Annotated in this window: 4 protein-coding genes; 2 read left to right on the top strand and 2 right to left on the bottom strand. The window is 63.2% G+C overall.

The window, feature by feature from the left end:
- Nucleotides 1–33: 33 nt before the first annotated feature.
- Nucleotides 34–1,995, bottom strand: coding sequence for a tetratricopeptide repeat protein (locus tag LLH00_03165; protein ID MCE5270262.1), 1,962 nt, complete (start codon nucleotides 1,993–1,995; stop codon nucleotides 34–36).
- A gap of 41 nt (nucleotides 1,996–2,036) precedes the next feature.
- Complete coding sequence (locus LLH00_03160; GenBank protein MCE5270261.1) at nucleotides 2,037–5,285, bottom strand: fused MFS/spermidine synthase; 3,249 nt, start codon at nucleotides 5,283–5,285, stop codon at nucleotides 2,037–2,039.
- Between the two features lie 930 nt (nucleotides 5,286–6,215).
- On the opposite strand from LLH00_03160, the gene LLH00_03155 reads away from it, so the two are divergent.
- Both LLH00_03155 and LLH00_03150 read left to right on the top strand, forming a co-directional pair.
- A complete protein-coding gene (locus tag LLH00_03155) occupies nucleotides 6,216–9,356 on the top strand; it encodes a TonB-dependent receptor (GenBank protein MCE5270260.1) in 3,141 nt (1,046 codons plus the stop codon).
- A gap of 60 nt (nucleotides 9,357–9,416) precedes the next feature.
- Nucleotides 9,417–12,743 carry a hypothetical protein gene (locus LLH00_03150; GenBank protein ID MCE5270259.1) on the top strand — a complete coding sequence of 1,109 codons (3,327 nt, stop codon included), beginning with the start codon at nucleotides 9,417–9,419 and terminating at the stop codon, nucleotides 12,741–12,743.
- Nucleotides 12,744–12,783: the final 40 nt, after the last annotated feature.

Raw genomic sequence — 12,783 nt, 5'->3', positions numbered from 1 at the left:
TTTTTCTCTCTCTCTCGGCGTTAAAACCCTTTCTCAGTTGCCCTTGGGCGCGGCCTGGGCCTCAGCCTGGGCCTGGGCCTGGGCCGCCTGACGGTAGGCCTCCTGGGCCTCATCGGCGTGCCCCATGGATTCCAGTATCGCCGCTTTCATCGTAAACGCCTCGGCCACCGGGTTGACCGCCGCGGCCAGACGGACATAGCGCAGGGCATTCTCGGGGTCGTTCCGGTCCTTCCAGTAGATGTAGGCCAGGCTCAGGGCCGCGGCGGATATCTGGTGTACGCCCTCGCGGATCGTTTCCTTGTAGTAGGTCATAGCCTCGTCGCCTTTGCCCATCTTGAGCAAGTCGCCGGCCAGGCGGGCGTAGAGCTTGCCCATATCCTCACCGCTGGCGTGAAGGCTGCCCTTGAGCAGGGAGGTGGCCTCATCCAGGCGCCCCTGACGGTAGAGCAGGCTCTCGAGGGCCAGGACGATACGGATGTCGGAGGGTCGATAGCTCAGGCCGCGACGGTAGAGCGCCTCGGCCTCCTGGGCCCGCTCCCGGCCCTCGTACAACTGCCCCAGGAAAACGTAGCTCTCGATATCCACCGGATCGAGCTGGATCGCCCGCTCGTAGGCCTCGACCGCGCGGTCGTACTGGTTCAGGTGCATGCAGCTCCAGCCGAGGTTGATCCAGAGGTAGGGATAGGTGCTGTCCGCAACCAGGCCCCGCTCCAGGACAGCCCGGGCGGCGATGTAGTTCTGGTGCTTGTTCAGGCTGGCGCCCAGCTGGTTGAGGTGGAAACTGTCCTCGGGCTTAGGCGGATCGGGCATCTCGGAGACCAGGCGCTCCACCCCGGTTTCCGTGGTCTCGTTCTGCAGGGTGTCCCCGATCCGGCTGAAATCGGCATAGCGCCGGGCCCGGGTGGAATAGCCCAGAAAAACCACCACGCTGGCCAGCAGAAGAGCCACCGCCGCGGCACGCAACCGCCAGGGGCAGCTCAGGCGGCTGTCGAACGGCGGCAGGCCGGAGCCGTACACCACCAGCACCAGCAGCGGCGCCAGGAGCATGCTCCAGGCGCCCACCATAAAGCCGTAGGCCAGGCAGGAGGCAGTGCAGAACGCCGCGGCCCAGAGCGGACGGATGAACAGCACGACAGTGATGAACGGCACCAGGCTTATCAGCAGGTAGGGGTCGCGCACCTTGCCCAGGTGCGCGGCCAGAAGGGTCAGCAGGAACCCGCCCAGAGCGATGAAGACGGCCTGGCGCACTCCGGGCAGGGCCTTGCCACGCTCAGAAGGCTCCAGCCGTGTGGAGACCAGAGGCCCGCCCACGGCCACGCCCAGAAACAGGGCGCACAGCATCAACCAGTGCCAGAGCTCGGCCGGGTTGAGCGGCAGCCAGGTGGCGTCGATGTTGCTCACTTTCACGTGCAGCCACATGTGCAGCGGGAACAGCAGTGGCAGCAGCCAGCGCCAGCGGCTCTTGAAACCGCCGTAATAGAGGATCAGGAACACGCCCAGGAAATCCACACCGGTCGAAATCCAGGCGATCACCCCGGCGAACGGGACATCCGAATAGAACTGGTTACGCACCGGGATGGTCCAGACCCACCACTTGACCGCGGCGGCCGTGGCCTCCACCGCGTAGGCCACTGTCCCCATCATCAGGGCGGACAGGCCGGCCAGACGGAACAGCGGCACCTTCTCACCGTCACTCCCCCGGGTCAGCAGCCACTCCACGGTGGACCAGCACAGGTAGAGGGCGAAAATCCAGCCGATGCACTCCTGCAGCGAGGCCTGCCAGACCTTTACCACCGGACGGACCATCAGGTAGGGCAGCGTGGTGCCGCCCAGCAGGTTGGTGATTATCTGGTAGATCGTGTTGCCGCGCAGCACGCCGAAAGCGAAGCAACCGATGAAGAATATCAGCGTCGCGCGCCGTCCGCGGTAATGCCAGGAGTGTAACAGCAGCAGCAGTAACAGCAGCGAGGATGGAATCATCAGCAGAAGGTGCATAATCCCGTGTCCCTGAAGATTGTAAACGTCAGGCGCACGGCTCAGCGCGAGCCGCCGCCGCTGCCTCCGGAGCGTTGTCCGCCGCCGCCCTGGCTCAGGCTTTCGGCCACGAGACGGTAGCGCTCGGCCTCCTCGGGACGGCCCATTTTCTCGTAGGTCAAAGCCAGGTTCAGGTAGGCGGGAGTCAGGCCGGGCTGCAGGCTGATCGTCCGTTGATAGCATTCCACGGCCTCGTCCAGTTGGCCGCGGTTGGTGAGCTGCGCGCCGAGATTGAGCCAGGCCTCGGCCTTGAACGGGTCGCGCCGGGCCGCCTCGCGGTAGAGCGACTCCGCCGTGGCCCTGTCGCTGCGGCGCAGGGCCAGGTTGCCCAGGTTGAACATCGCGTTCGCGTCCTCCGGCGAGACCCGCAGGGCGCGCCGGAAATACTTCTCCGCCCGCGTGTAGTCCCCGGCGCGGTAGCGGATCAGCCCCAGGTTGACCAGGGTCTGCGGGCTGGCCGGGTTGACCGCCAGGGCGCGCTCGAAAGCCCGCTCCGAGGCGGAGGCGTTGCCGGCGTCCCCCTCGGCCAGGCCGAGCTGGAACCAGGCGTCCGCCTGCTGCGGGCGGATGGCCAGCACCTCGCGGTACCAGCGGCGGGCCTCATCCAGTTTGCCAAGTCCATAATAGTGGTTGGCCAGCTCGAAGCGGGCGATGAAATCGCCGTGATCCGCCGCGGCCAACCGGACCAGGGAATCCGGGTCAGGCGCGGGCGCCTCCATGAAATGACGGATATACCCGTCCTGGTCGTTCATTATCAGGGCCCGCCGGTAGAGCTCGTGGGCCACGGCGTGCTCCTCGAACACCCAACTGGCGAACTTGCCGCGGTAGAGGGTCTTGCGCGCCTCGAACCAGTAGTTCAGCTCGCGGTTCAGCGCGGCCAGACTGTCCGCCCCGCCGGGTGCGTTCCAGGTCAGGTGCGGGCCGATCGGCTCCAGGTTGTCCACCAGCCAGTGGTAGGTGTCCAGCGGCACCACCGGGGCCATCACGTGGGAGAACTCGACGATGGGATGGCTGTCCTCGTTGAGCGGCGCGCCCTCGAGCAGCCCGGCCAGCCGCTCCTGGCCCATCATGAACAGCGACAGGAACGACAGCGGCTGCGACAGGCTGATCTCGCCCAGGTCGCGCGCGATGGCCGGGTCCTGGAGACGGCGCCGCAGCTCGGGGTAATCCGGCTTGAACGGCTCGCGCGTACCCAGCAGGATCAGGTTCGAGGGGTTGCAGTACCAGAGCGTGCTGTGCGGGAAAACGTCCATGAAACTCTTGAGCAGCGAGCGAAACTCGGCCAGGCTCAGGCCGTTGGTGGGCAGCCAGGCGCAGACCGTGCCGCCGGGGGCCAGGGCGCGGTCGCATAGACGGTAGAAATCGTGGGTGTACAGGGCCGGGCTGAGCTTGGGATGGATCGCGTTGAACGAGATGATGTCGTATTTGGCCTCGGAGGTGAGGATCGTGTTCCGCCCGTCGTTGAAAATCATCCGCACCCTGGAGCTGTCCATCACGCCGTGGTTCTCGGGCGCGAAATAGGGGGCGGTCAGGACCTCGTCCGGCACCAGCTCCACGCAGGCCGCGTCCTCCAGCCCGTAGCGGGTGGCGGTGTAGATCGTGTTGCCCAGGCCGAAACCCACCACCAGGATGTTCCTCGGGTGTGTGTGGAACAGGATCGGCAGATGGGCCAGCAGCTTGTGGATCACCATGTCCTCGAACCCGGTGTAGGCCGTGCTCTCGCCGTTGATGTTCAGCTCGCGGTCGCCGCTGTTGTTGCGCAGCACGGCCACGCTGGCCGCCGCGCCCTCCTTGACGAACAGGACCTGCTTGCCCGAGTCCTCCAGGTCGTGCTGCACCACCGGGACCAGGCTGCCGCCCGCCACCAGTCCGAGCACGGCCAGGACAGCCAGGGCCGGCGAGCCGACCAGACCGGCTTTGCGCACCACGGCGCTCCCCGGGTCGTCCTCCAAGGCGAAAGCCGCCACGCAGAGCGCGGTGTTGAGCAGGGCCACAGCCAGGATCGAGCCGGTGATCCCGGTCAGCGGCAACAGCACGAGGCCGGCGCAGAGCGAGCCGAGGATCGTGCCCACGGTGTTGGCGGCGTACAGAAGGCCCACCCCGCGACCGGAGCCGGCCCCGGCGCGCACGTAAATCCGGTTGACCAGCGGGAACGAGGCCCCCATGGCCAGGGTCGGCACGCCCAGCACCAGCAGGCAGAGGATGAAGCGGGCGAACATGGTCTCCCACCAGGAGATGGCCCCCAGCAGAAGGTTAAGCTTCTGATAGAGCACCGGCAACTGGCCGATCAGCGGGATACTGGCCAGGGCCGCCAGCGAGATCACGGCCTGCAGCAGGCCGAAAGCCAGCAGGGGACGCAGGCTGCGGTCGGCCCAACGACCCACGGCCAGGCTGCCCAGGGCGATCCCGGCCAGGAAGCAGATCAGGATCATGGTGAAAGCGTGGACCGACAGGCCGACAAAATAGATCAGCGCGCGGGTCCAGAGAACTTCATAAGCCAGGGCGGTGAAACCGGCGGCCGCGTACAGCCAGGGGATCCAGCGCCGGATGCCCTCAGGGTACTCGCGCACCGGCTTTGCGTTGCGCGCCTGACGCGGCTCGGGCGCGGCCGGTGCGGGCTGCGTTCCACTAAGGCGCGCGGTCAGCATGAAAGCCACTCCCGCGGCGGCCAGGTTCCCGGCCACGGCGGCCAGGTTGGTGGCGCTCTCGCCGTAGCTTCCGATCAGCCAGAACCCCGCGGCGAAACTACCGCACACCGCCCCCAGGGTGTTGATCCCGTAGAGCCGCCCCACGCGCAGCCCCACCTCGGCGCCGGAGCGGACCAGGAAACGGCTCATCACCGGCAGGGTCGCCCCCATCAGGGCGGTGGGCACGAGCAGGATGGCCGCTGAGAGGCAGAAACGCACAGCGAACAGGCCGAGGCCCGCGCTGAGGCCCATGCGGCTCAAGGCGACATAGGCCCCGTCCAGCACCGGCAGCAGAAGGAACATCACCGCCGCGCCGGCGGCGCCGATCCCGGCCTCGACCCAGGCATAGAGGGTCAGCGGACTGCGATGGCGCTCGGCCAGGCGGCCGAACAGCCAGCTTCCCAGAGCCAGCCCGCCCATATAAACCGCCAGGACCGTGCTCACCGCCTGGACCGTGCTGCCGAAAGCCAGCCCGAGCTTGCGCATCCAGATCAGTTCGTAGACCAGCCCGCTCATCCCGGACAGGAAAAAGCAGATGTAAATCCAGACCGTCGCCACCGGCATGCGTCTGCCTCACCCCTAATAGTACCCTGGCTTGGAATAGGGCCGGAATATCAGCACACTGTTTTTCCGGCATGCAATAAGGCCTAAAATATACATCAAGGTCCCAATCGCGCCAGAAATAACAGGCTCGACGTCGGACGGATGCCCCGGCGGGCCGGCTGGACCGGGGACTCGATGCCGGACGGAGTTTGTTCGTGACGAGACCCTAATTTTTTTGTTGACACTTCAAAAAAAATATCGTATACACTTACCTGTTCCGCAGATGCCGTTGTGCCATGTCCCTTTTCACCCTTATTAACTCATTAAAGCGCAACATTTTACAACATGCAATCGCGATAAATAATCCGCCGGATTAAGTCGTACGTTTTGGGACGACTTTATTGTTTTTCCACCCGGACAGAGCAGATTTCGAGGTCTGTTCCCAGCCGGCGAAGCTGAAAGAGAACCCGAAAGGCCTGCCCCGCCCTTGTCCGGCGGTGGCACAGGCAAGACGAACAGTAAATATCTCCATATCTTGCTTCTTATACGCGGATCCGGTATACGCGCTTCGCCCGGCACGGCGCTCATCGCAGCGTGCATTCTCCGGGCGCCCGGGCCTTGGGACCATAACCCTATGCAGGCCAATGCTTCTGATATTTTTGCGACGTTTCGGTAGACGTACTTTTTCGTACGACTATATCTGTTTATCCGATGTTTATACGGTCACGAACCGGTTCTCCGGTTATTTCCCCACCGGCCCGGCGCGGTTTCTGTCCGGGCGGCCAAATCACTGAAAAATCCAAGCGCGAAAGGAGGAGCCAGACAGTCCGCAGCGATCGCCGGACGCCCCGGCGGAACGCGACAGTCATTGTCTCGAAAGGAGGAAGCGATACGGCCTTGATATCTTGTCCAAGTCAGGATTCCACAGAAATGAATCTTTCAGGGGGATCTATGTCCATTATTCGTAAATTGTTTTCCTCATCCACCATCCTGGCCCTGAGCACGACCCTGCTTCTGGCTGCGTCGAGCGTGTTCGCCCAGCTCAACACGGCCAAGGTCGAGGGTACGGTCAGGGACAAGGAAACAGGTCAGGCCCTGGCCGGAGTCCAGGTCGTTGTCGACGGCACCCGTTTGGGCAACGTGACCAACTCCGACGGGTATTATTTCATTCTGAACGTTCCGGCCGGACGCAAGAACGTGACCTTCACGTTCACCGGCTATCAGAAAACCACGATTTCCAATGTCATGCTGCTGGCCGGCCAGACCACCACGGTGGATGCCAACCTGAGCAGCACGGTGGTCGAGATGGAAGGGATCACGGTCGAGGGCGCCGCCGAAGTGCTGGTCCCGCGCGACAACACCGTGACCAAGCAGCGTCTGACCGCCGAGAAGCTGGATGAAACCCCGACCACCAAGCTCGAGGACCTGATGGTCCTGGAAGCCGGCGTGCAGAGCGGTGGTGAGGGCGGACGTTCCCGCGGCCTGCGTATCCGCGGCGGCCGCGTGGGTGAGGAAGCCATGGTGGTCGACGGCGTCACGGTGCGTAACTTCACCGCCAACCCGTTCCGCGAAGGCGCATTCTGGATCTGGAACCAGGAACAGGGCGCCCAGGGGGAGGACACCACCCCGCTGGAATTCTCCACCAACGCGGTCGAGGAAGTCGACATCCTGACCGGTGGGTTCCAGGCCGAGTACGGCCAGGCCCAGAGCGGTATCATCAACATCGTGACCAAGGAAGGCGGCCCGGACTACAAGGGCAGCTTGCGGTTCATCAGCGACGGGCTCAACCCCCGCACCTCCGATTACGGCTACAACCAGGTCCAGGCCAGCATCGGCGGCCCGGTCCCGCTGGTCAAGGACCTGTTCTTCCAGGGTTCGGCCGAAATCCAGGGTTTCACTGACCGTTTCCCCACGCATGCCGATGAGGGTTTCCGCGGCGTCAACCAGGACTTCGTGGACCACCTGAACACCGCGGTCAGCAACGACCCGGTCTTCGGCGCCCAGAGCCCGGCCTACAGCCTCGACATGCTGCGCACCGGTCGCGAGAGTTTCAAGACCCGCATGCTGGCCGACTACCCCGACCTGGTGGTGGACCCGGCCTACAGCATGGACCAGGGCTTGTACTCCCCGGCCAACCCCGCCCGTCAGCCCCGCAACTGGCAGGACCGCACCACGGCCTCGGGCAAGCTGACCTATTCGCCGTTCTCCGGCCTGAAACTGATGGGCAGCGCGCAGTTCTCGCGCGACCAGAACACCTGGCCAAACCTGACCAGCGACGCCGGTGACGACACGTATTTCAACAACGGCTTCGTCACCAGCGACATGTGGCCGCAGCGCCGCTGGGACGCCAGCCGCGGCGACCATCTGGTCACGCAGTCCGACGGCTCCGACTACTGGTGGGCGATCATCCCCCAGAACACCGCGCGCCGCACCCGCACCACCAACGTGATCGCCGGCGCCAACTGGGACTTCTACAAGACCGCCACCCGCAACGCCTCGTTGCAGTTCCGTTACACGAACTTCCGGGTGCAGGACATCAACAACTCGAACATCAAGGACAACTACGAGCGCGATACGTTCCTGTCCTGGACCCCGCACGATGTGCCGTTCGAGGTCGAGACTTTCCCGAACCGGGAAGGCGCGAAATCGCCGGCCGACGCAGCTTACTACTATCCGGACGGATACAGCGAATGGAACCGCGACGGCCAGTGGGCCACCCCATTCGGTTACAATTCCCAGACCCAGTTGTACTACATGACTTACCGCTATACCCGTGAAATGCAGAACAACTACAAGGCGGATATCGATTTCCAGATCGACCGCCACAACCGGGCCAAGTTCGGCACCCAGGTCACCCTGTTCGACAACCAGCAGTTCACCATCTCTCCAGGCTCGTTCGGGATGATCCGCCAGTTGGACAACGAGTTCAAGTACCGTCCGCGCATGTACGCTTTCTATGCCCAGAACCGTACCGACCTCGGTGATTTCGTGTTCGATTACGGCCTGCGCTACGACAGCTTCCAGCCGCGGGACAACTGGGGCTTCCGTAACGGCGATTACTGGGCCGAGCGCTACTATCCCGAGAACTTCCACGAGTTCTCGCCGCGCTTTGACGTGGCTTTCCCGGTGACCGACAAGGCTCAGCTGCGTTTCAGCTACGGCGTGTTCACCCAGTTGCCCACCATGAACGCCCTGTTCAGCGGCTCCAACCCAGGCGGCCTGGGCTTCTCCCGCACGGATGCTTTCGAGAGCGGGATGAGCTACCTGCTGAGCGACGACGTGGTGGTGGACATGGTCGGCTTCTACCGCGATGTGGACGGCAACCTGTCGCGCGGCGATTTCTTCCGCGACTACTACGAGTGGCACACCGGCCGTCACGTGCGCGGCCTGGAAAACGGCTACACCAACTGGGACAAGGGCAACATCAAGGGCATGGACCTCACCCTGAAGAAGCGCTTCTCTCAGAATTATTCGGTCAACGTGATGTACACCATGCAGTTCTCGCGCACCACCGGCTCCAGCTACCTGGCCAGCACCAATGACGAACTGGTGCCGATAGAAGGCGACCGGACCCACAAGTTCACCACCTACCTGAACTACGTGGTGCCCAAGAACGTGGTCTCCAACGAGATCGCCAACATGCTGCTGCAGGACCTGAGCGCCTATTCGATCTTCACCTTCTCCAGCGGCCAGCCCTCGGGCGCGCCCGGCGACCTCAGCCGCCGTCGCGGCCGTTGGGACTACAACGTGGACCTGCGCCTGAGCAAGCCTATTTTCCTGGGCAAGACCCGGCGCCTGTCGGTCATGTGTGACCTGACCAACCTTACCAACCGGAAGCTCCCGCGGCCCTATCCCTCCGGCTACACCTACCAGGGCAACCGTTATGTCACCGGCGGGGTGGACCTGAAGTGGGAAGACGCCAATTTCGACAAGAAATGGCTGTTCCAGGCCGATTTCAACGGCGACGGCGTTCTGTCGGTCGAGGAAGCTGCCAAGGGCGCTATCGCCAGTTCTGTAATGTCCAACCTTTCCAACCTGACCGGCTGGGGTATCGCCCGTCAGATCAGGCTGGGACTGGATTACAGCTTCTGACCCACAGCACCCGTGTAATCGACTGGCAAGGTTTATCCTGATTCAAACAGGAGATTGGATATGCACAATATGAAGCCTCACTTTTTTAAACTGGCCCTCGTTGCCCTGACCCTGGGTTTCACCTGCCAGGCGCTGGCACTGCAGTCCCAGGTGCGGAGGTCTCAAGGCAACAACCTGGGCTTGCAGTTCGCCCTGAGCTCGAATGTACTGTGTGAAGAGTACGGCAGCTACCACGAGTATCCCCGTGGCTCCGGCAACAAATTCATGTTCTATGAAGGCGGCTGGGGGCATTTCCTCACAGTAGCGCGTGATATCAACGGTGACGGCATCGCGGAAGACACCGCTTACGGCACCGGCACCCGCGGCCGTACTATCGGCGGCGGGCGCGGCACCCTCGAAGCCCACGACCTTCTGCAACAGGGCTTCAACGCCGGCGAGCGCATGTCCCAGTGGTGCAGCCGCATCGAGGTCAACGAGGTCTGGTCCTCGCTCGACCCCGACAACCTGAACCGCTGGCCGGCCGAGTTCCGCGAGGGACGCACCATGAGCGGCGCGCCGATCCTGCACGGCAAGGAAACCATCTGCGCCATGCACACCGACGTGTTCAACAAGACCTACGCCGGTGGCCTTCCGCCGTTGGGAGCCGATTTCGAGTACTCTTTCTATTTCCTGGATTACGGCGAAAGCAACGACATCGCCTACGGCAACCTGTTCATCCGCAACATGTCCGAGTACCTGCAGTGGAACGAGAACCCGGATTTCGTCGCCCAGACCGCTAACACCCCGCAGGGGCAGAACTGGAACGAGTTCTACCTGTGTTACGTGACGAACTACTACTCCTCCGGCGGCGCGGATGACCTCCACGGCGACGAGGGCTGGGTCCTGCACCCGGAAAAGGAAATCATCGGTCTGACCGACTACGACGGCATTGAGGCCGGGTTCACCAACGGCGGCTATGTCCCGGTCCTCGCCTACAAGACCCTGCGCAACGCCTCCTGGGACGGCGAGACGATGCACCTGTCCAACGTCAGCAACACCCGTTTCGGCGGCGGCGAGTTCGGTCTGACCGGCTCGCCGGACATCGCCACCAAGGCGCCCGGCCAGATGCACCTCTGGGCCAAGGGCGTGATGGAGGACGGCACCGAAGCGAATCCGGTCGACGATTTCAAGGGCCAGCTCAGCCCCTGGACCGGCCGCCTGGCTATCGGCACCCCCGGCGCGCTGAAGCCCACCGACAGTCGCTACAACCAGTGGCTCTGGGGCCGTCAGGCCAGAATCAACTACGCCTCGTTCGGTCCGCTGCACAATTTCGGGCCGCGTGACAGCACCAGCACGACTTTCGCCATCATGTTCGCCTATCCGGCCAACCCGCCGTTCGTGCTCAAGCCGTCCTCGCTCGAATACATCGACGATCCGAACGTGCAGACGCAGCTCAAGCCGATGGAGCACATGGGCGACGTTGTGAAGCTGGTGTACGAGGGCGGCTACATCCTGCCCGAGACCCCGGTCCCGCCGGCGCTGACCATCATCCCCGGCGACCGTAAAGTCACGATCACCTGGAGCAACGTCAACCTCAACACGCCGGACGCCTACTACGGCTTCATCCAGCAGCATCCGGAAGTCGACCCCAACGGCTACTATCGCGAGTACGACTTCGAGGGCTTCAAGCTGTTCCGCAACTACACCGGCCCGCAGGATGCGCATTCCGAGATGATCTATCAGTGCAGCCTGACCGACAACAACATCAAGTTCTTCTATGTCGACACCCAGGACAAGGACCTCAGCTACAGCCGTCTGCGTAACGGCCTGAAGATCTGGTACGCCCTGGTGCCCTACGACAAGAACTACGATGTGAAGACCGGTGCGGAGTTCAGCCTGCCGGCGCCGGGCACCTCCATGACCTGGAACCGCCCGTTCCCCGAGGGTTACCACACCGTGCGCGGCCGTTCGGACGCCAGCAACTTCAAGATGGCCGAAATCGACGGGACTGTTCAATTCGTCGCGGCTGACGGCTCCGAGACCGAAGACCTGCTGAAAACTACGCTCGCCGGTCCGGGAGATGGCAGCCTGACCGATCCTCCGGTCGCCCTGACCCCGCTGCCTTTCAACGATCTGGTTTTCATCCCGGTCAACAACGAGCGCCTTACCGCAGCCAAGACCATTTACCTCGTGGTCGATGACCGTATCGCCTATGACGCCGGCTGCGCCGGCCAGCGCCAGAATGTCGAAAACACGCTGAAACTGGTCGATGGCACTTACACCAGTTCCATCCTTTCACTGTCCGGCGGCGGCTCCGAGAATCCCAAGCTGTCGTTCCAGGGCCCGGTGGATAACGCCGGCGTCAACTACGGCTTCGATTTCACCTTCGCGGGCATGGACGTGTCCGGTTCCTACGGCGGCGTCTACCTGCATGTCAACACCGGCAGCTACAGCGGCGCGACAGTCCAGGTGGTCGATTCCCGCTGGTGCGGACCGACTGTCTCCCCCGGCACGGCGCCCAGCAACCTCTACACCACCAAGGCCGGCCGTTTCCAGGTGACCTGGAAAGATGCCGGCGGCGGCAACCTGACGGTCGAGGTGAAAGACCTGACCCGTAGCGCCGACCTCAGCCACGTGGACTTCCCGGATGAGTACGGCTGGGGCTTCCAGACCGCCGAGGGTTACGGCGGCGACATGGGCGGCGGCGGCTCCCGTGGTACGTACTACGACGAGGCCTTCACCAACCACCTGCCGAAGAACCAGCGCACGGCGAAGATGGCGACCACGATGCCCGCTGACAACACGGCCAAGTTCGGCCTGTTCGTCAATGGCATCCTCTGGGTCTTCCACAAGGACCTGGGCGACGGCATCACGATGCCGGCTGCCGGCACCACGCTGGTGATCGACAACGCCTACGGCTACTGGAACGGCGACATGACCAAGTTCACCCAGGTCCCCGACATGGCTCATCCGGGCGACAAGTGGGAGATCAAGATCAAGCCGTCCTCGATGCTCGATTCCGACATCGACCTGAGCAAGATCAAGGTCGTGCCCAATCCCTACATCGCCAGCTCGGTGCTCGACGAGTCCAGCAGCTCCCGCAGGATCGATTTCGTCAACCTGCCGGACAAGTGCACGATCCGCATCTATTCTCTGGGCGGCAACCTGGTCAACGTCCTCAACCACATCGGCTCCAGCCGCACCGGCTGGGGTAACTACACGGATGTGGACGCCATCCAGGCTGATAACTCTCCGTTCGTGTTCGAGGGTTACGACAACCACAGCGGCACCGAACCCTGGAACATGAAGAACCGTTTCGGGCAGACAGTGGCCAGCGGACTCTACTTCTATCACGTGTCGGACGCCAGAGGGAAGACGCATACCGGTAAGTTCTACATCATCAACTAAGGGGATGGACCCGATGATTGAAACTTACCCTTTACGCGAT

This window comes from bacterium, from assembly GCA_021372515.1.
In the GTDB taxonomy this organism is placed as follows: Bacteria; Gemmatimonadota; Glassbacteria; order GWA2-58-10; family GWA2-58-10; genus JAJFUG01.
The sequence above is the reverse complement of the archived record's forward strand: the minus strand, read 5'-3'. Positions and strand labels throughout refer to the sequence as shown.